This is a genomic window from Pseudomonas sp. Ma2-10, from assembly GCF_054330215.1.
On the sequence record NZ_JBTEYL010000001.1, the window covers coordinates 474,713 to 495,369 of the forward strand.

Sequence of the window (20,657 nt, forward strand, 5' to 3'; positions counted from 1 at the left end):
GTTTCGCAATTGATACAGATACCTGTTTACCCTATATTCCTCGGCCTCAAATCCTTGGGGAGGGGAATTCTCATGTCACGCCAACAACCACAATTACCGGTCAGTTCACCGCGCTTGCTCGCGTCTGCAATTGGCGTGGCGATCACTGCCAGCTCTGCGGGCCACATGGCTTTTGCGGCTGAACAGACCGACGAAAAAGCACCGAGCAACGTGATTTCGCTGGGCGCTACCGCTATCAACGGCGAAGCTCAGAACGAGACCTCCTACAAGACCGATACCTCGGCCTCCAAGAAATACACTGCGCCGCTGCGCGAGACGCCGAAAAGCGTCACCGTGATTCCGCAACAAGTGATTCGCGACACGGGCGCCACCAGTCTGGTCGACGCGCTGCGCACCACACCGGGTATCACGTTCGGTGCCGGTGAAGGCGGCAACCCGGCCGGCGATCGTCCGATCATTCGCGGCTTCAACGCGGAAAGCGACGTGTTCATCGACGGCATGCGCGACCCGGCCTCCCAGAGCCGCGAGATCTTCAACGTAGAATCGATCGAAGTCAGCAAGGGCCCGGGATCGGCCTTCACCGGCGCCGGTTCCACCGGTGGCAGCCTGAACCTGGTGAGCAAGACCGCCAAACTGGGCAATTCTTACAACGGCGGTTTCACCTGGGGCTCGGACCAGACCAAGCGCACCACCCTCGACCTGAACCAACAGATGACCGACACCTCGGCCTTCCGTCTGAACCTGATGAAGCATGAAGCTAACGTCGCCGGCCGTGATGCCGTGGACGTGAGCCGTTGGGGCGTGGCACCCTCCTTTGCGTTTGGCCTGGGTACCGACACCCGCTTGACCATCGGCTATTACCACGTTGAAACCGACGATATGCCCGACTACGGCCTCCCGCTGACCTCGAGCCCCAACCGCAGCAAGTACAACGTCGATAAACCTGTGCATGTCGATCGCGACAACTTCTACGGCCTCACCGGTCGCGACTATCGCCAGACCAGCAATGACAGCGGCACCATCAAGATCGAACACGATCTCAATGATGACCTGACCGTCTCGAACAGCTTCCGCATGTCGCGCTCCACGCTCGATTACATCGTCACCAACCCGGACGACAGCAAGGGCAACGTGGCCAATGGCAGCGTGTATCGCGGCGCGAAAAGCCGTAACTCGACGTCCAGCAGCTGGATCAACCAGACCGACCTGAGCGCCAGGTTCAACACCGGCGCCATCGAGCACAGCCTGGTCACCGGCCTTGAGTTTTCTTATCAAGACACCCACAACCGCCCATACACCCTGACCTCGACCGCCAGCGGCACCCGGTGCAACACCGCCCTGTTCAACTCCGGCGACTGCACCAGCCTGCAAAAACCGACGCCAGGGGATCACTGGAACGGCTCAATCACCGACAGCAACGCGTTCACCGACACCGACACCAAAACCGCTGCGGCCTACGTGTTCGACACACTGAAGTTCAACGAGCAATGGTCCCTGAACCTGGGCCTGCGTTACGACAACTACCAGGTCAAATCCAGCGGCTACGCCAACGCGAGCAGGACAGCGCCAGCGAACGACTTCTCCCGTGAAAACACCAGCGACCTGATCAACTACCAGATCGGCGTGGTCTACAACGTGTTGCCTAACGGCAGCCTCTACGCGGCCTACTCCACCTCCAGCAACCCGTCCGGTGAAACCAGCGGCAACGGTGGCCTGGAACTGGCGGCGAACAACAGTGACCTGGACCCGGAAAAGAACCGCAACTACGAGATCGGTACCAAGTGGGATTTCTTCGGTGACGACCTGTCGCTGACCGCCGCACTGTTTCGCACCGAGAAAACCAACGCGCGCATGAACGATCCAGATGGTGCCACCACGCAAGTGCTGGATGGTGAGCAGCGGGTCAACGGTCTGGAACTGAGCTACAGCGGCAAGCTGACCCCTAAATGGAAGGTCTTCGGCGGCTACACCTACATGGAAAGCGAAGTGGTCAAAACCACCCTAGCCGCCGATGAAGGCAACCACATGCCAAGCACCCCGCGGAACAACTTCACGTTCTGGTCGACCTACGACCTGGTGCCGGACAAATTGACTATCGGCGCCGGCGCCACGTTCGTCGACTCGCAATTCGGCAACGTCGCTAACTCGGTGGAGATCCCGTCCTACTGGCGCTACGACGCAATGGCCAGCTATCGCCTGACCAAGAACGTCGACCTGCAACTCAACGTGCAGAACCTGACCGACAAGCGTTACTTCGACCAGGTGTTCCAGACGCACTACGCCCACGTGGCGGCGGGTCGTACCGCCCTGCTGAGCGCCAACTTCCACTTCTGATAGAAGCGTGAAGACCAAGGCCCCGTTCATCCAGGTGAACGGGGCTTTTGTGCGTAATAAAGAATGTTTCTCGACAACCCACGGCATAATGCGCGCCGTGATCATTATTTTCGAACGAACAAGGCGAGCGACGTGTTGAAGAAAACCCTGTTCCAGTTGCACTGGTTTTTCGGCATCAGCGCCGGACTGGTCCTGGCCCTGATGGGCATCACCGGGGCGACGGTGTCGTTTCAGGATGAAATCCTGCGCGCGCTGAACCCTTCTGTGTTGCAGGTCGAGAAGCAGGTCGCCGGCGTCCTGCCGCCCGCCGAACTGGTGGAAAAAATCGAGGGTGCCTCGGGCAAGAAAGTCGCGATGCTGTGGGTCGAGACTGACAGCGGCAACGCCGCGCGCGTGAGCTTTACCCCGCCACCGGGCGAACGACGTGGGCAGATGCGCTACTTCGACCCGTACACCGCCGAGTTCATGGGCGACGCCACTGGCCAGGATTTCTTCGGCCTGATGCTGCAACTGCACCGTTTCCTCGCCATGGGCGATACCGGTCGGCAAATCACCGGCGCCTGCACACTGATTCTGGTGTTCTTCTGCCTGTCCGGTCTTTACCTGCGCTGGCCGCGCCAATGGAAAAGCTGGCGCGCCTGGCTGACCCTCGACTGGAAGAAAAAAGGCCGCAGCTTCAACTGGGATTTGCACTCGGTGGCCGGTACCTGGTGCCTGGTGTTTTACCTCCTGGCAGCGCTCACTGGGCTGTCCTGGTCCTATGAGTGGTACAACAAGGGCCTGACCCGATTGCTTTCCGACTCACCGCAGAACGAGCGCGGTCGCGGCGGTCGCGGCCCAGCGCCAAGCGGCCCGGGCCCCTCCGCCGATTACGCCGCGATGTGGAGCAGCATCTACAGCGCCGCCGGCCCGGCATTGAGCGCCTACAACATCCGCATGCCGCCCGTGGCCGGACAACCAGCCACCGTGTTCTACCTGTTGAACACCTCACCCCACGACCGTGCCCTGAACCAGATCAAGCTGGACCCGGCGACCGGTAGCGTCGCGCGGCACGATCGCTACAGCGAAAAGAGCCTTAAGGCGCAACTGCTGACCAGTATTTACGCGCTGCACGTCGGCAGCTACTTCGGAATTATCGGGCGGATCATCCTGACGATCAGCGCACTGGCGATGCCACTGTTTTTCATCACGGGCTGGTTGTTGTACCTCGATCGTCGACGCAAGAAAAAGCAGATCAAGAATGCCCGCAAAGACCTCGCACAACCGGACAGTACCGCATCGGCGTGGCTGATCGGCTTCGCCAGCCAGAGCGGCTTTGCCGAGCAACTGGCGTGGCAGACCGCCGGGCAATTGCAGGCGGCGGGCCTGCCGGTGAAAGTTCAGCCGCTGGCAGAGGTCAGCGAGCAAGACTTGCGTGATTCCAGCCATGCGTTGTTCGTGGTCAGCACCTTCGGCGATGGTGAAGCGCCGGACAGCGCCCGAGGGTTTGAGCGCAAAGTGCTGGGCAGGACGTTGAGCCTGGAAAGGCTGAACTATGCCGTGCTCGGCCTCGGTGATCGCCAGTATCAACATTTCTGCGGCTTCGCCCGACGCTTGCACACGTGGCTGGGCGAGCACGGCGGCAAGACCCTGTTCGCCCCGGTGGAGGTCGACAGTGGCGACCCTTACGCCTTGCGTCACTGGCAGCAGCAACTGGGCCTGCTGACCGGACAGGCACCCGTGGACATCTGGCAAGCGCCAAGCTATGACAACTGGAACCTGACCCGTCGTGAGTTGCTCAACCCTGACAGCAGCGCTTCGGGCGTTTACTTGCTCGGCCTCACCGCCCCCACCACCAGCAGTTGGCTGGCCGGTGACCTGGTGGAAGTGTTGCCGCGCAATTGTCCATGGGCGATCGAACACTTCCTCGATGGCCTGGGCATTGACGGTCGCGCCACGGTTGCGCTCGGTGGCCTGTCACAACCGTTGGAGCAAGCCCTCGCCAGTCGACAACTGCCGGAAAACAGAACTCATCTGGTCGGCCTGCATGCCCAGGCGCTGGTGGATGCGCTGGTGCCTTTGGCCATGCGCGAATACTCCATCGCCTCGATCGCCGCCGATGGCATCCTCGAACTGATCGTGCGCCAGGAACTGCATCCTGAAGGCCGCCTGGGCGTCGGCTCCGGCTGGCTGACCGAACACGCCCCGGTGGGCGGCACCATCAGCCTGCGCGTACGGCGCAACAGCGGTTTCCACCTGCCGGCCGAACCGGTGCCGATGATCCTGCTGGGCAACGGCACCGGCTTGGCCGGGCTGCGCAGTTTGCTCAAGGCACGGATCGCCGATGGGCAGCAACGTCATTGGCTGTTGTTCGGCGAACGCAATCGCGAGCATGACTATCTGTGTCGAGATGAGCTTGAGGAGTGGTTGATTTCGGGGGATCTGGAGCGGCTGGACCTGGCGTTCTCGCGGGACCAGGCCGAGAAGGTCTACGTGCAGGATCGACTGCGCGAGTCGGCGGACGAGTTGAAAAAATGGCTGGCCGAGGGTGCGGTCATTTACATCTGCGGCAGCTTGCAAGGGATGGCTTCAGGCGTGGATCACGTGCTCAACGAAATACTCGGAACTGCACAGGTCGACCGCCTGATCGAGCAAGGCCGCTACCGCCGCGACGTCTACTGACCCTCACCACATCCCACAGGGATGTGGTGTCTGCCCGTGACTTCATTTCAAACCGGCTGCAATTTCTGTTCGAAAACACAAACCCCATCCAGATCCCGCAATACCACACTCATTTCCCCGGTCTGCCCATCAATATTCACCTCACCAAAAAACTGAAACCCGGCAAACGGTGAGCTGTTCTGTGCGGGTGGTGCTTTCTCGAACACCACCTCGGGACCAAAGGTCTTATCCAGCGATTCAGGCCCGAAGCTCCCCGCATTCAAAGGCCCGGCGACAAACTCCCAGAACGGTTCGAAGTCCTGAAACGCCGCACGGTCCGGGTGGTAATGGTGTGCGGCGCAGTAATGTACATCCGCCGTCAGCCAGACAAAATTGCGCACCTGCTGCGCCCGCAGAAAACCCAACAATTCGGCAATTTCCAGCTCACGCCCCTGGGCTGGCCCCGGATCGCCATTGGCCACGGCCTCCCAACGCGCCACACCGGGGCTGACTTCACCATCCGATACACCGAGGCCAATCGGCATATCAGCAGCGATGACTTTCCACTGGGCCTTGGAGGCCTTCAACTCACGTTTGAGCCAGTCCAGTTGTTCACGGCCAAGGAACGGTTTAGCGGCACCCAGGTTGTCGTCATTGGCCCCGCGATAACTGCGCATGTCGAGCACGAACACATCAAGCAACGGACCGTAACCGAGCTTGCGATATATCCGCCCGCCGCCATCGGCGCTCTGCAACCGCATCGGTGCGTATTCGAGCCAGGCCTGACGCGCGCGACCGACCAGGCTGTGGATATCTTTGCTCTTGTAGCGATCATCCAACTGCTTGCCCGGCGACCAGTTGTTGACCACTTCATGGTCGTCCCATTGCCAGATCTGCGGGACCTCGGCGTTGAAGCGGCGGACGTTTTCGTCCATCAGGTTGTAGCGGTAATTGCCGCGATATTCATCGAGGGTTTCGGCGACTTTGCTCTTGGCTTCAGTGGTGATGTTGCGCCACACGCGGCCGCTCTCCGTGGTGAGTTGCGCAGGTATGGGACCGTCGGCGTAGATGGTGTCGCCGCTGTGGATAAAGAAGTCTGGCAGGCGCAAACGCATGGCTTCGTAAATGCGCATGCCGCCGATGTCCGGGTTGATGCCGAAGCCCTGGCCGGCGGTGTCGCCGCTCCAGACGAAACGGATATCGCGGCGGGTTTGCGGCACGCTGCGCAGATGGCCGAACCAGGGTTCGCTGGCAACGCCGCTCTGGGCGTCTTCGAAGTGCACGCGGTAGAAAATCGCCTGGTCGGCCGGCAGGCCCGTGAGTTCGACGCGGGCCGTGAAATCGGTATTGGACACGGCCAATGGCGAGACAAAACGACGTGGGTTACTGAACAGGCTGCGGGTGTCCCATTCCACCACCATCCGCGCCGGGCGATCGCAGCGGCTCCAGATCATCGCCCGGTCGCCCAGCACGTCGCCGGACTGCACGCCATCGGTGAGTTGTGGCCGATCCTTGACCGAGGCAATGACCGCCGGCGCCAAGCCTGGCAACAACAGCCCGGCACCGACGGCTTGTATGACACGACGGCGGCTGACGTCGAATTCGCTCATGGTGCTCTCCCTGAAAAGGAAAACTTAAACACGGCCGTATGACGCTGATGTGAAAATGCGATCCCACAGTATCCGGTGGCTATCCGCGCGGATCGAGATTATCCAGCACACGGTTCACCGCCAGTTCTCCCAGCATGATCGACTGCTGAATCCCCAACATCGTGTTGCATTGCGATCCTTGCAGATACCTCGCGAAGTCACTTGCCATGACGTTCGCTGATGCCAGCGATTCACAGGCGTATTCCAGCAACGTCCGGTTGTCGGTTTCGGGGGCAATGAAGAAGATTTTGCTGGGTGTGCGCTGGGTCTGGTCGATGGTTGCAGTGTTGGGATCGGATGGAGCGGCCGGATCGGTATCCGGCAGGTTTGGCGTAGGTTTGAACATTATTTGGGGTCCTATACGTGAGAGCTACCACCGCCTCTCTACTAATAAGAAGAGGTGGCAGCTGTGCGCAGGTTAGTAGACCGGGGACCCAGGAAGCCGGCGGATTCTGGCGCAGTTGTAGGCAACGACGCAACGTCGTGTAGCCCCAGGACGGCGGCACTTTGATGCAAAACATCGCAGCTCCCGGCCCTATCAAGGAATAGGAAATTTCAGCGCCATATTTAGGAAACGTCCTAACGCCAGCCCTGAGCAAGCCAAGTAGGTTCGAGGCATCCCAGCCACACTCAGAACAGGACGCCTATGGCTCGCAACAAGGACATCCCCCAAGTCTGGGAGCATGGCGGTGGTGGCGGCGGATCGGGCATCGGATACCGTTACCTGAGAGACATGACCCCGACTGAGTTAGCCGAGCGTAACGCCCGACAAAAGTCTTACGACGATATGCTTGCCAGACAACAGGCGCACGAAGACCGTCTCGTCATAGGAGCTGAAAAGCAGGAACATCCTAATCCCAAAGGCTGCGTATTCGCCAAAAGCTGCAATCTTCCAGACGGCGTAATCGATCACAACAACCCCGCCGGGTTTGTCCCCGTGGAGAAACTGACTGACTACGGGTCGTGGGCCGTGCTTGGCACCGGGGTCGCGATCACCGCCGAAGGGATTCCACTGAAACTGGTGGGTGCCTCGGCAACGGGCGGCGTCATTTCCCAACGTCTCGGCGGTTCTCTTGCACTGCGTCTACTAACAGGCTCAGCGGTTGTGGCAACGGGTGCAGCGGTCGGGACAGTTGCGCTATTGATGCCGAACACCAGCATTTCGCCAGACAGTGCCTTTTACCAAAACGAGCAATACGCAATGCTGGATACGGGGCGAACCCGTGTCCGTATCAACGTAAAGACATTGCCGGATGGCTCAGTCAACGCTTACGGCTTTTACACCGGCGGGAAAAAAGACTGGGAGTTTGTCCCGGTTATCAAGGCCACTCAAGAAGGCGAGAAGTTTGTTGCTGACATCGGTAACGGGATTGGCCTGACTTGGACGCCAGCAGCGAATCCAGACGTTGTACTGGGAATTCCTGCATTGGAAGGCGCCCCTCAACTACCGTCTGTATGGGTGTACCCGCCCACCGAGCAAGCCAATAAAGCACTAGTGAACCCCGAGCATCCGCCCGAGTACCAGGATGCGATCATCTGGTTCCCTGCCGATGCAGGTGTAGAGCCGGTCTACATTATGCTGAGCGTGTTGCCGGGGGATCACAGCTATCACCCCAGACCGAACAGCTTCCCTGCGTTCCCAGGCCTCAAACGCGCAACACCTAAAACTCCAAAAAAAGGCGGTGGGTTACGCGATAGATGGAAAGATGAAGACGGTACGATCTACGAATGGGACTCTCAACATGGGGCGCTGGAAAAGTACAACAAGCGTGGCAAACACCTCGGTGAGTTCAATCCGGAGACGGGGGGCCAGACAAAGCCAGCAAATAAAACCAGAGCGGTTGAACCATGAAATACGAACTGAAGTTTCAGATTTATGGAATACCTGAAAACGGTGACTTGGCTGTATTCGAGGTGGATTTGTCCCGGTCCATTACAACGGATGCCCTGATGCCAATAATGGCTTGGCATGAAGAAGAGGATGCCATAGCAAGCCATCTACTATCCGCCGAACAGGTTAAAGCCATTGAGAATCTCGCAATGATTGAACTCCCCAAGGAGCTAATGCTGTATCTCAGCAGCTACGAGTGAGCCGTGAATGGCGCGCATCTCAGGGCCTGGATTTAAAGAAAAATGAAACATGTCATAGAGGTCTTCGACAGACACAGTGAGGAGCTTCTCCTGAGTGTGGAAATACCCAATAGCCGTCAAAAGGAACTAGCAAAACTAATGGATTGGCATACACCAGAGGATGAGTTTGACGGCTACGATCTTTCGCTAGAACAAGTGCGAACACTTGAAGACTGGACCGGCAGAACCCTGAGAGACGAGAACCACATCGTGTAGTTGGTGTGTATCGAGTAACCCACTCCAACGTCATCAGTGAATGGCCAACACAGCAGATCCCTTGTGGGAGCGGGCTTGCTCGCTCCCACAGGGTTGGGTGTCAGGCGCTGACAGGCTCTATTGCCAGCTCAACGACCTCCGGCCGCTTGAGCACCGCATACACCACCGCCGTCAGCAAACTCCCGGCGACAATCGCCAGTAAATAAAGCAGCGCATGGTTGATCGCATTCGGGATCGCCAGCACGAACAACCCGCCGTGCGGCGCCATCAGTTTGCAGCCGAAATACATCGACAACGCACCGGCCAGCGCACCACCGGCAATACTCGCTGGGATCACTCGCAGCGGGTCTTTCGCGGCAAACGGAATTGCGCCTTCGGAGATAAAGCACAGCCCCAACACCAATGCTGCTTTGCCGGCCTCGCGCTCGGTCTGAGCGAACTTGCGCCGGGCAATAAACGTGGCGATGCCCAGGCCAATCGGCGGCACCATGCCGGCCGCCATGGTCGCCGCCATCGGTGCATAACTTTGTGACGCCAGCAGCCCCACCGAGAACGCATACGCGGCTTTGTTGATCGGCCCGCCAAGGTCGACGCACATCATCGCGCCCAGCAACACACCGAGCAGGATCGCGTTGGTGGTGCCCATGCTGTCGAGGAACTGCGTGAGCCCTTCGAGCATCCCGGCCACGGGTTTGCCCACCACGTAGATCATCACCAGACCGGTGAACAGACTCGCCAGCAACGGGATGATCAGGATCGGTTTGAGCGCCTCAAGACTTTGCGGCAAACGCGCATAACGATTGATCGCCTGCGCCGCGTAACCGGCGATGAAACCGGCAATGATCCCGCCGATAAAACCGGCGCCCAGGGTACTTGCCAGCAAACCACCAATCATCCCCGGCGCCAGGCCCGGACGGTCGGCGATCGAGTAGGCGATGTAACCCGCCAGCAGCGGCACCATCAACTTGAACGCGGTCTCGCCGCCGATCTGCATCAGGGCTGCGGCGAGCGTGCCGGGTTCCTTGAAAGCAGTGATGCCGAACACGAATGACAGGGCGATCATCAAACCGCCCGCCACCACCATCGGCAGCATGAACGACACGCCCGTCAGCAGGTGTTTGTAGACACCGGTTTTCTCTTGCCTGGCCGGGCCTTTGGCACCGCTCGAAGCGGTTTCCTGAGAGCCTTCGGCCAACGCTTTGTTTAGCGTAGCCTCGGCTTGTTTGAGGGCGATGCCGGTGCCGCAACGGTAAATCTTCTTTCCGGCGAAACGCTCGGTGGCGACTTCGATATCGCAGGCCAGCAGCACCACGTCCGCATCGGCAATCGCTGCGGCGCTCAACGGATTGCGCGCACCGACCGAGCCCTGAGTTTCCACTTGCAGGTCGTAGCCCAAGCGCTTGGCCGCTTGCTGCAATGCCTCGGCAGCCATGAAGGTGTGAGCGACGCCGGTCGGACACGCGGTAATCGCGACCAGGCGCGGGGCGTTTTTTACCAGGGCGGCAGGCTCGGCCACGACTTCGGGGGCGACGTAAACCTGAGCCTCTTCAGCACCGCGACGCAGCACCGCTTCAACATCTTGCAGGGCTTGCGCCGGGGTACTCTGGAACACCCGCCTGCCGACAAATCGCGACATATCCACCGGCGCGCTCGTCACCAGCAATACCCACTCGGCCGCCTCGATCGTGGCCGCCGACAATTGGCGTTCAGGGTGCGCGGCATCGTTGACTTCGACACTGGTGCTCCAGCCCATACGCTGGGCCGCCGCATCAAGCAAACGGGCGCACAGCACACTGGTGACCATGCCGTTCGGGCAAGCCGTAACAATGGCTAACTTCATGACAAACCCTCTTATTGTTCTGTCAGAGAGCGCATCCGCACGCCCTGTTCGAGCCGCGCCAACTGCGTGGCATCGCCAATACCGAAACCGATCTGGGTGACCGCCATCGCGGCGATCGCCGTGGCGGTGCGCAAGGTCTGTTCAGGCGTGTCCGCGCTGAGCAAACCGTGGAGCATGCCGGCCAGTAACGAATCGCCTGCGCCCACGGTGCTGACGACACTGACCTTGGGCGGCGTGGCATGCATCGCCGAACCGACACTGAACCAGTTCACGCCATCGGCGCCGTCGGAGATCACCACGTGCTGGATACCTTGAGCATGCAAGCGTCTCGCGGCTTCAGCCTGTGCAGCGACCGAAACCACTTCGCAGCCCAGCACATCGGCCAGTTCTTGGGTGTTCGGTTTTATCAACCACGGACCGGCATTGAGCGCGGCCCTCAAGGCTTCACCACTGGTGTCCAGCGCCACGTTCAAACCGAGATTTTTCAAACGTACAATCAACGCCTGCAACCATTGAGGACTGATGCCTTGGGGCAGGCTGCCGGCAACGACGACCGCGTCATGACCGGGTGCAACCTGATCAAGTCGATCAAGCAACGCCTGTTGCGCGGCGTCACTCACCAAGGGACCGGGACCGTTGATATCGGTGATGCGCCCATCGCTTTCCGCCAGTTTGATGTTGCTGCGCGTCTCACCCGGTACACGGATGAACGCGTCGGCAAAACCGCGTTTGGCGAACAGGGTTTCGAACGCTTGAAGGTTGTCTTCCCCGAGGAAACCGCTGACCGTGAGCTGATGCCCGAGGTCCGCCAACACTTGTGCCACGTTCACGCCTTTACCGGCGGCGTGGGTGTGCATCTCGTCGCTACGGTTGACTTGGCCGGAGGCAAGTAGCGGCAACTGGACGGTGAGGTCCAGCGCCGGGTTGAGGGTCAGGGTCAGGATTTTGGCCATTACAAGGCCTCCACGAGTGCGCGCACTTCATTTGCGCTGCCCACGGCCAAGGCCTGTCGGGCAAGGATTTGGGTCTGGGCCAAGCTGAGTTCGCGAACCCGCGCCTTGACCTCGGCAATGCTGCGACCCGACACACTGAGCTCATCCACACCCAGACCAACCAGCACCGGCACCGCCAGCGGATCGGCCGCCAGCTCGCCGCACACACCGACCCACTTGCCGTTGGCATGCGCCGCGCGCACGGTGATGTCGATCAGTTGCAGCACCGCCGGGTGCAAGCCGTCCGCCTGGGCCGACAAGGTTGGATGACCACGGTCGATGGCCAGGGTGTATTGGGTCAGGTCATTGGTGCCGACGCTGAAGAAGTCGACCTCTTTGGCCAGCACCGGCGCCAGCAATGCAGCCGAAGGCACTTCAATCATGATCCCCAGTTGCAGGTCGGCAACCGGAATTTCCAGACGCAGACGTTCGGTCATGTCTCGCGCCTGACGCCACTCATCAACGCTGCCGACCATGGGAAACATGATCCGCAAGGGTCGGTTGTCCGCAGCGCGAAGCAAGGCACGCAATTGCGCTTCCATGATGTGCGGACGTTGCAGGGTCAGGCGAATACCACGCACGCCCAGGAACGGGTTTTCTTCTTTGGCGATCGGCCAATACGGCAGCGGTTTGTCGCCACCCACATCGAGCGTACGAACCACCAGCGGCCGACCCGCCAGACCATCGAGGACGCGACGGTATTCGACTTCCTGAGTCGCCTCGTCCGGCGCTTGCGAGTGGGCCATGAAAATCAGTTCGGTGCGCAGCAGGCCAATGCCTTCGGCGCCCTGCTCCACCGCGCGGGTGACACCCGCGCTTTCACCTATATTGGCAAACACTTCGACTGCATGACCGTCGGTGGTCAGTGCCGGTTGATGACGTTGTTCGGCGGCCGCTTTCAGACGCAGCTCGCGGGTGTCGCGCTCTTCGGTGGCGCGCTGCAAGGTCGCCGCGTCGGCGTCCACGTGCAGGCGGCCGCGCTGGCCATCAATCAGTAACGGCGTGCCCGGTGCCAGCAGCAACACCGCCGGGCCAGCGCCGACCAACGCCGGAATCCCGAGGGCTCGGGCGACAATCGCACTGTGCGCAGTGGCGCCGCCTCGGGCGGTGAGGATACCGGCGACGCGCGCCGGATCGAGGCGCGCGACATCGGAGGGACCGACTTCATCCATCACCAGAATGTACGGTTGCTCCGGCTCGCTCGGGGTTTGGACGCCACTCAATTGCGCGAGCACTCGACGGCCGATATCACGCAAGTCGGCGGCGCGCTCGGCGAGCAAGGCGTCCTGCAGCGACTCCTGTTGTTTGGCCGCCGCTTCAATCACCGCCATCCACGCCGCTTCGGCGCTTTCGCCCTGTTTGAAACGGGTGTCGACTTCATCGGTCAATTCCGGGTCGTCGAGCATTTCCTGGTGGGTGATGAAGATCTCGCGAATGGCCTTGGACGTGCTGCGTTCAATCAGGCCTTCGATGTCGCGACGCACGTCCGCCAACGCCTGTTGGAGACGCTCGCGCTCGATCGCGGCAGACTCACCCCGCAGCGGGTAATCAATGGTTTGCAGCACTTGAACGTGCGCCGGGCCGATGGCGATGCCCGGTGCCGCGGCGATGGCCTGAACCAGACTGCCGGAGGCTGGCGCGAGGACCACTTCGGCCACATCGGCGATCACTTCGCGCTGTTGGCTCACGGCGGGCAGCGGCTCGACTTCTTCACCGAGGCCTTCTTCGATGGCGGCCAGCAAGGCTGGCAAAGCATCGGCGGCGATGCTCGGTTCGGCGACAAACTCCAGCACCTGACCGCGACGGGCGCCGAGGCTGAGCAGTTTACTCAAGCTCTTGACTGACACGGCGCTGTCTTGGCCATCGACAATGCGTACGCGAATTTCACCTTCAAAACTTTTCGCCAGTTGCGCGAGGATCTTCGCCGGACGCGCGTGCAAGCCGTGGGCGTTGGCCAGGGCGATGCGAGCGCTCGGCCAATCCGCCGGCAGCTCACCGCCCAGGGCTTCGAGGACTTTGCGGCGGCTGGTGGCGCGGCCCAGTTCGTGGCCGCGACCTTCGATCAGCAACGCACACAGACGTTCGAGCAAAGCCTGATGGGCTTTACCGAGGCTGGCCAGACAGAACAGACCGCTGAGCGGCTGGCCGAGGTAGCGCATGGGTTTGTCCGGCGTGACGAACGCCAGGCCCGGACGCTTGACCGTTTGCTCGCTGTGCAACCACCACAGGCCATCGCCCAGCGGCAGCGCGTCGACCTGCTGCAACACGGCCGAGAAACCGTTGCTCACACAATCGGCCTGACGCAGCAGACGTGCACCGCGCCAGACCAGCTCTTCGAAGTCATCGGCGGACACACCGAGGCCGATCATCTGTGCATCCAGCGCCAGTTCTTGCGGTGCGCCTTGCAGCAGTTTCAACAATGCTTCGGCGGAACTGGCGCGGCGCAGCGCCTGGCCCAGGTCGGTTTCGCCGAGGGCACGGGTCAATAATTGCAGCAGACGCAGGTGTTCGTCGGATTTGGCCGCAATACCAATCGCCAGGTAGACGATCTGACCGTCGCCCCAGTCCACGCCTTCAGGAAACTGCATCAGCCGCACGCCGGTGGAAAACACCAGATCACGGGTTTGCGGCGTACCGTGGGGGATGGCAATACCTTGACCGAGAAAGGTCGAGCCCTGAGCTTCGCGCGCCTGCAACCCGGCGAGATACCCCTCGGCCACCAGACCATCGGTGACCAGATGCTGCGCCAGCAGGTGCAACGCTGCGCACTTATCCACAGCCGATTGGCCCATGGATATCTGCTCTATGGTGAGCTCGAGCATGCTTTCTCCTTTTTGGCGCCTTTGACGCCAGGTATTGTTTTGAATGATTCAGCTTAGGCGCTTAGGCACACCTTTTCAGGGGCCGTTTTGGCGGTTTCGTGGCAGAACCGACAAATGAGCCTATAACGTAGAAAATACGCTTGCTGAAACGTTTAATCTGGAATGATTGGCACGTTACTCGATAATGTCTCATCCTTGAAGTCCAATTGTCGGATGCGTCGCGACGATGGTCGTCTGCCTTAATCGGGTAGGATTGGCGAAAATGTCGAGGCAAGCTCGAAAAAACAAGGAAAACACGGGTTGAAACTCAGTGATATCGCCCAGTTGGCCGGTGTGTCCGTTACCACCGCCAGCTATGTCATCAATGGCAAGGCAGAACAACAACGTATCAGCAGTGCCACCGTCGAGCGCGTGCGCGCGGTCGTCGAACAACATGGCTTTACGCCCAACCCCCAAGCTGCCGGGCTACGCAGTCGGCACACCCGCACCTTGGGTTTCATTCTGCCGGACCTGGAAAACCCCAGCTACGCGCGAATCGCCAAGCTGCTGGAACAAGGCGCCCGGGCTCGCGGTTATCAACTGCTGATCGCCAGTTCCGATGATGCACCGGACAGCGAACGGCAATTGCTGAAACTGTTCCGGGCCCGGCGCTGCGATGCATTGATCGTTGCCAGTTGCCTGCCGGCCGGCGATGACAGCTATCGCCAATTGCAGGCCAAGGGCACTCCGATCATCGCGATCGATCGGGTCATGGAGCCTGAGCATTTCTGTTCGGTGATCAGTGATGACCGCGAGGCCAGCCTGCAACTGACCCGCAGTCTACTGGATCCGCTGCCCAAGCAGATCGCACTGATCGGCGCACGCCCCGAACTGAGCATCAGCCAGGAGCGGGCGGGCGGTTTCAAAGAAGCGTTGGTCGGGTTCAAAGGCGAGGTGCTGATCGAACACGGCGAGTCGTTCAGCCGTGAGTGCGGCAAACAGTTGATGGAAGAACTGCTACAGCGTCTGGGCCATTTGCCGGATGCGTTGGTGACCACCTCCTACGTGCTGCTTCAGGGCGTATTCGATGCCTTGCACGACTTCCCGCTCAAAACCCGCCCCTTGCGCCTCGGCACATTCGGCGACACGCAGCTGCTGGATTTCCTGCCTCTGCCGGTCAACGCAATGGCCCAGCAGCATCAGCTGATCGCCGACAAAGCGCTGGAACTGGCCTTGGCCGCCATCGAGCAATCGGATTACCGACCCGGCGTGCAGGCCATCGCGCGGACCTTCAAGCAGCGTATTCGCCAGGACTGAACCGTGGAGCTGATCGACAGCCACACTCATCTGGATTTTCCGGACTTCGACGAGGACCGTCAGGCGCTGTTGGCCGAGAGCCGCGCCCTCCACGTGCGGCGGATGGTGGTGTTGGGGGTTTATCAGGGCAACTGGCAGCGCGTCTGGGACCTGGTGCAAAGCGATCCAGACCTGCACGCGGCGTTCGGTTTGCATCCGGTGTATCTGGAGGATCATCGCCCTGAAGATTTACACGAACTGGGTGATTGGCTGACCCGGTTGGCGGGTCATCGCCAGTTGTGTGCGGTGGGCGAGATCGGTCTGGATTACTTTATCGAAACCCTGGACCGTGAACGTCAACAGGTACTGTTCGATGCGCAACTGCAGCTGGCGGCGGACTTCAATCTTCCGGCGCTGATTCATGTGCGACGCAGCCACGCGGCGGTGATTGCCACGCTTAAACGGTTTCGCTTGAAACGCGCGGGGATCATTCATGCCTTCGCCGGCAGCAAAGAAGAAGCCCGCGAATACATCAAGCTCGGTTTCAAACTGGGCCTGGGCGGAGCCGCGACCTGGCCTCAGGCGCTCCGCATGCATCGTGTGCTTGCCCAATTGCCGCTTGAATCGGTGGTATTGGAAACCGACTCGCCGGACATGGCGCCTGCCATGTTCCCCGGCCAACGCAACAGCCCGGCGCATCTGCCGGCCATCTGCTCGGCACTGGCTGGGATCATGGCGATCAGCCCAGAGCAATTGGCCACTGCCAGCACAGCCAATGCCTGCGAGTTGTTTAACTGGTAGTCAGTCGCTGCAAATCCCTGTGGGAGCGGCGTAGCATCACACCCGGAACGCGCTGATCAGTTGCTTCAATTCCACCACCTGGGCCGACAATGCTCGACTGGCGTCCTCGGTCTGGTGCGCACCTTCGGCAGTACGCTCACCGGCGCGGTTGATCTCGACGATATTCTGGTCGATGTCATGGGCCACGGCGGTCTGCTGTTCTACTGCGGCGGCGATTTGCTGGTTCTGATCGACGATCATACCGACGGCGCCGAGGATATTTTCCAGCGCCTGCTGAACTTTTTCTGATTGCCCTACCGTGCCGTTGGCCATCTGATGACTGGTCCCCATCGCCTTCACCGCAGCGCCGACACCGCTGTGCAGCCTGGCGATCATCTGCTCGATTTCCTCGGTCGATTGCTGGGTGCGCTTGGCCAGGGTTCTGACCTCATCGGCCACCACCGCAAAACCACGCCCCTGTTCACCGGCCCGAGCGGCTTCGATGGCGGCGTTGAGGGCCAGAAGGTTGGTCTGCTCTGCGATGCTCTTGATCACCTCCAGCACGCGGCTGATGGACTGGCTGTCGCTGGCCAGTTGATTGATCACCAACACCGACTGATCGATCTCACTGGCCAGTGCCGCGATGCTGCCCTGCTGGGATTCCACCAGCCCACGACCGCTGATGGTCTCATCGTTGACGCTATGAGCGCTGCTGACCGCTGCCGCGGCACTGCGTGCAACCTCAAGGGACGTGGCGGACATCTGGTTCATGGCCGTGGCGACCTGCTCGATCTGAGTGCGCTGCCCCGCCACCGCCTGGTTGCTCTGGGCGGAAACGCTCTCCACCTGCCCGGCCTGGCGTTCGACCTCACTGACGGTCTGGCCGACCCGCTCGATCAGGTCATGGATTTTCTTCACGGTGCCATTGAACACCTCGCCCAACTCGCCCAGTTCATCGCGGCTGTTGGCGCTGAAGGTCACCGTCATGTCGCCGCCCGCGACTTTGTCCATCACCGCGCCAAGACGTTTGAGGGTGGTGCGGGTCGAGGCGTAGAAGCCGCCGTAAAGGTAAAAGATCAACACAAACACCACCGACAACGCCACGGCCTGCAAGACCATGTGGGTGCGGTTCTGCTCCAGTCGCTGTTGCAACTGGGAGCCGAGAAACTTCAGGGTGGCTTCGTTGAGTTGGTAGGTCTGCTCCATCAGGCCGCTGACCTGATCGTAAAAGCCCTGCCACGGCGCATCCAGCGTGTCGGCCATCACTACCTGTTCTTCGAACAGTTCACTGGCCTTTTTCATCGATGCCTTGCTGTTATCAGCCTGAGTAGCCAGGGTTTCCCGTGCCGCTTTGCTGGAGCCCAGCGCGTCCTGCAACTTCAGGGCATATTCGGCGTGCAGTTTCTCTATCTGCGCCAGCAACTCATCAAAACGGGTACTCGATGCTGAGTTGAGAAAGCCCTGCCCCAGCGAAAAAGAACCCATCGCCCGGCCTTCGCCCAGAAGCTGGGTAACGGACGGGGTGACATTGGTAATGAGTTCGCTCATCTGGCGCATGTCGCTTTGGGTGTCACGACTGAGACCGGCCTGACTGGCGATGATCTGGCTGAAAATTTGCGCGTTGCCGAGCAACTTGCTGATCATCGCGCTTTTGCTTTGCAGGGAGTTTTCCGTTTGCTGGGCCTTGAACGCGGCGATCATTTCATCGCGCTTGCCATCGAAAACCATGATTTGCTCGGGGTCCGCAGTCATCGCCGTCAGCCCTTGCAAACGGGTCAGCACATTTTGCCCCAGGGTACTGATCTGCGACTCGACATTGCCGGCCTTGCCGGACTGACCAAGGGTGACGTTGATCTGCAGCAGGTTGTTCAGGGTTTCCAGATCGCGCCGTAACGTCAGGCTGCTGCCCAGTAGGTCAAGGCTCTGCAACTCGACCCGGGTGCCCTGGAATTCTCGATAAGAATCGCGCACCAGATAGAAGTTGGTCACCAACATCGGCACAAGGAACAGCACGCTGATCAGGCTGAACTTCATGCCAAAGCTCAGGCGATTCATCAGCGCGACGGCGGGATAGAGCAAGCTCATCACTGGAAGTCTCCCTTTGATTTCTTATTTTTATTGACAGGCGCGGGTCGAGAGCAGATAGCCACTATTCGGCGCTAGCTCTGTATAACTTAAATCGGCGGGAGGTTTTGTAACATAAGGTTAACGGCGAGATGCACGCCGTCTTGTAGCCGCTGGCGAAGCTGCTGCTACAAGGGGCAGCGTGTTTACGGAAGGACGGTCCACAACGCGAAACCGGCGTACCAGAGCACTGCCGCGCGCAGCAGCAGTTCCCAGATCCGATCCAGGCTGTTGATGCCGTCAGGCCCGACCACCGGCGCCGGGATTTCACCCGCCACCAGTCCGACCTTCTCGATCAATTGGGCGGCGCTGATGTTCCAGTTCAGTAGCTCGTGCAGCATCACTCGGCTGACCGCGACAAAGTTGCCGACCAACGCAAAACTCGCCGCCAGCAGACGCACCGGCACCCAGTCGAACGCATGACGCAGTTTTGCCGCGCGCTCTACCACGGCCGGGTTCTGCCCGTGCTCTTCGGCCAGGGCCAGCAGTCGATAGCTCAACGCCGCGACAGGCCCCAGCAGGAAGTACCAGAAAATCACCGCGAAAAAGCTCTGATAAGCCTCCCACAGCAAATGCCCTTCGACTCGTTCCAGCAGTTGTTCGCCGCTATCGGCACAGATTCCCACATCGCGGTCCGCTACATGAGCGGCAGCTTGCAGGTCCTCCCGGCGCCATGCATCGCGAAACGGCCCGAGACCGGCCAGCAGATCACCGCGGCCGAGACTGTAAATCACCACCAGCAGATGCACCGGCAACGCCAGCAGCCCGTAAGCCACCGGGTCCAGCACCAGTAGCAGCAAACCCAGCAGTGCCACTGGCAACAACACCAGTATCAGCAAAATCAGCCACGGACGATTGACCATGCGCGAACTGGTTTCCAGCTTGGCCAGCTCCCGCAACCAACCGCCATCGCGCTGAACCCGATGACGCAGGGCCGAAAACTTCTCGATCCAGACCGCCAACAGCAACACCAGAAAACTCATTATTGTTCCTCTTTTGCCAGGGCCGCCCGATAGCGTGCCCAGTCGAACGCAGGCCCAGGATCAGTTTTACGCCCGGGTGCGATGTCACTATGCCCGCAAATACGCTGTGCGGTGATGGCCGTGAACGCGCTTTGCAGTTGCCGGGTCAGGGTCGTCAACGCTTGATACTGAGGGTCGGTGAACGGCAGATCATCCGTGCCTTCAAGTTCAATGCCCACGGAAAAATCGTTACAAGTTTCCCGCCCTTCGAAACTCGAGACACCGGCATGCCAGGCGCGCTCAAGACAAGAGACAAACTGAGTGACGGTACCGTCACGTTCGATCAGAAAGTGCGCAGACACACGCAGGGCGGCGATCCCTTCAAAGTAGGGGTGCTCCGTGACATCCAGACGATTCTGGAAAAACGCCTGCACCTTGCCGGTGGCGAATTGCGCAGGCGGCAAACTGATGTTGTGGATCACCAACAGGGAAATTTCGTCCGAGGGGCGCGCATTGAAGTTGGGGGAGAGGCAAATATCTACGCCCTGACACCAACCGCTCGCGGGGTCCAACTGCATACAGGTTCCTTCAACGGCAACGGTGTAGGCGCCCAGTATGCCGCGATAGACCCTCGGGGCGCGATCACTTGCCGCGATTGAGGCGCCGCAGGACAGTTTCTTGCAGCACCTCGACCATTACCGGACTATCGATAGACGGCTCCAGCTTTTGCCCTGGACGTTCGAACAGTTGAACGTGCATGGCTTTCTGGTCAGTCAGTTCGTCCAGGGCGAACCCGTCGCGGTTGAGCACTTTGCTGACCATCCCCTCCACTGCCACGCGACGCTCCACGCCGGCATTGGGCAGCGCCACCGAGGCGTTTATGGCAGCGCTAA

16 protein-coding genes are annotated in these 20,657 nt (G+C 60.2%); 7 read left to right on the forward strand and 9 right to left on the reverse strand.

What is annotated here, in order from left to right; genetic code table 11:
* Window positions 1–72: 72 nt before the first annotated feature.
* Both ACXPVS_RS02140 and ACXPVS_RS02145 read left to right on the forward strand, forming a co-directional pair.
* Window positions 73–2,334, forward strand: a complete 2,262-nt coding sequence (locus ACXPVS_RS02140; RefSeq protein ID WP_458508434.1) for a TonB-dependent receptor — start codon at window positions 73–75, stop codon at window positions 2,332–2,334.
* Window positions 2,335–2,466: 132 nt separating this feature from the next.
* Window positions 2,467–4,995, forward strand: a complete 2,529-nt coding sequence (locus ACXPVS_RS02145; RefSeq protein ID WP_458508435.1) for a PepSY domain-containing protein — start codon at window positions 2,467–2,469, stop codon at window positions 4,993–4,995.
* 47 nt (window positions 4,996–5,042) lie between these two features.
* Here the strand turns inward: ACXPVS_RS02145 and ACXPVS_RS02150 are convergent, their stop codons facing one another.
* Complete coding sequence (locus tag ACXPVS_RS02150) at window positions 5,043–6,584, reverse strand: alkaline phosphatase D family protein (RefSeq protein WP_458508436.1); 1,542 nt, start codon at window positions 6,582–6,584, stop codon at window positions 5,043–5,045.
* A gap of 79 nt (window positions 6,585–6,663) precedes the next feature.
* Entirely contained in the window at window positions 6,664–6,969 is a 306-nt protein-coding gene (locus tag ACXPVS_RS02155) for a DUF6124 family protein (RefSeq protein WP_458508437.1), read from the reverse strand.
* A gap of 300 nt (window positions 6,970–7,269) precedes the next feature.
* On the opposite strand from ACXPVS_RS02155, the gene ACXPVS_RS02160 reads away from it, so the two are divergent.
* The 3 genes from ACXPVS_RS02160 to ACXPVS_RS02170 are packed head-to-tail and all read left to right on the forward strand — an operon-like array spanning window position 7,270 to window position 8,969.
* Complete coding sequence (locus ACXPVS_RS02160; protein WP_458508438.1) at window positions 7,270–8,475, forward strand: colicin E3/pyocin S6 family cytotoxin; 1,206 nt, start codon at window positions 7,270–7,272, stop codon at window positions 8,473–8,475.
* Window positions 8,472–8,714, forward strand: a complete 243-nt coding sequence (locus ACXPVS_RS02165) for a hypothetical protein (protein ID WP_149630795.1) — start codon at window positions 8,472–8,474, stop codon at window positions 8,712–8,714. Before ACXPVS_RS02160 ends, ACXPVS_RS02165 begins: the two co-directional genes overlap by 4 nt.
* 42 nt (window positions 8,715–8,756) lie before the next feature.
* Window positions 8,757–8,969: a DUF7683 domain-containing protein gene (locus tag ACXPVS_RS02170; protein WP_458508439.1), complete on the forward strand. Its 213-nt coding sequence runs from the start codon at window positions 8,757–8,759 to the stop codon at window positions 8,967–8,969.
* Between the two features lie 100 nt (window positions 8,970–9,069).
* Here ACXPVS_RS02170 and ACXPVS_RS02175 read toward each other — a convergent pair whose 3' ends face one another.
* From ACXPVS_RS02175 to ptsP, 3 genes are read right to left on the reverse strand one after another with little or no spacing between them, the layout of a single operon-like run.
* Window positions 9,070–10,809, reverse strand: coding sequence for a PTS fructose-like transporter subunit IIB (locus ACXPVS_RS02175; protein ID WP_458508440.1), 1,740 nt, complete (start codon window positions 10,807–10,809; stop codon window positions 9,070–9,072).
* A gap of 11 nt (window positions 10,810–10,820) precedes the next feature.
* On the reverse strand, window positions 10,821–11,762 hold the full coding sequence (pfkB, locus tag ACXPVS_RS02180; protein WP_458508441.1) for a 1-phosphofructokinase: 942 nt from the start codon (window positions 11,760–11,762) through the stop codon (window positions 10,821–10,823).
* Window positions 11,762–14,623, reverse strand: a complete 2,862-nt coding sequence (gene ptsP / locus ACXPVS_RS02185) for a phosphoenolpyruvate--protein phosphotransferase (RefSeq protein ID WP_458508442.1) — start codon at window positions 14,621–14,623, stop codon at window positions 11,762–11,764. The genes pfkB and ptsP overlap by 1 nt, the downstream gene beginning before the upstream one ends.
* Before the next feature lie 300 nt (window positions 14,624–14,923).
* Between ptsP and cra the strand changes: the two genes are divergently transcribed.
* Both cra and ACXPVS_RS02195 read left to right on the forward strand, forming a co-directional pair.
* On the forward strand, window positions 14,924–15,919 hold the full coding sequence (cra, locus tag ACXPVS_RS02190; protein WP_458508443.1) for a catabolite repressor/activator: 996 nt from the start codon (window positions 14,924–14,926) through the stop codon (window positions 15,917–15,919).
* Between the two features lie 3 nt (window positions 15,920–15,922).
* Window positions 15,923–16,699, forward strand: a complete 777-nt coding sequence (locus ACXPVS_RS02195; RefSeq protein ID WP_458508444.1) for a TatD family hydrolase — start codon at window positions 15,923–15,925, stop codon at window positions 16,697–16,699.
* A gap of 36 nt (window positions 16,700–16,735) precedes the next feature.
* Here ACXPVS_RS02195 and ACXPVS_RS02200 read toward each other — a convergent pair whose 3' ends face one another.
* The 4 genes from ACXPVS_RS02200 to ACXPVS_RS02215 form a co-directional block, all read right to left on the reverse strand.
* Complete coding sequence (locus tag ACXPVS_RS02200) at window positions 16,736–18,766, reverse strand: methyl-accepting chemotaxis protein (protein ID WP_458508445.1); 2,031 nt, start codon at window positions 18,764–18,766, stop codon at window positions 16,736–16,738.
* A gap of 182 nt (window positions 18,767–18,948) precedes the next feature.
* Window positions 18,949–19,785 carry a regulatory signaling modulator protein AmpE gene (ampE, locus tag ACXPVS_RS02205; protein ID WP_458508446.1) on the reverse strand — a complete coding sequence of 279 codons (837 nt, stop codon included), beginning with the start codon at window positions 19,783–19,785 and terminating at the stop codon, window positions 18,949–18,951.
* Window positions 19,785–20,342: a 1,6-anhydro-N-acetylmuramyl-L-alanine amidase AmpD gene (ampD, locus tag ACXPVS_RS02210; RefSeq protein ID WP_458508447.1), complete on the reverse strand. Its 558-nt coding sequence runs from the start codon at window positions 20,340–20,342 to the stop codon at window positions 19,785–19,787. Before ampD ends, ampE begins: the two co-directional genes overlap by 1 nt.
* 64 nt (window positions 20,343–20,406) lie before the next feature.
* A complete protein-coding gene (locus tag ACXPVS_RS02215) occupies window positions 20,407–20,634 on the reverse strand; it encodes a hypothetical protein (protein ID WP_458508521.1) in 228 nt (75 codons plus the stop codon).
* Window positions 20,635–20,657: the final 23 nt, after the last annotated feature.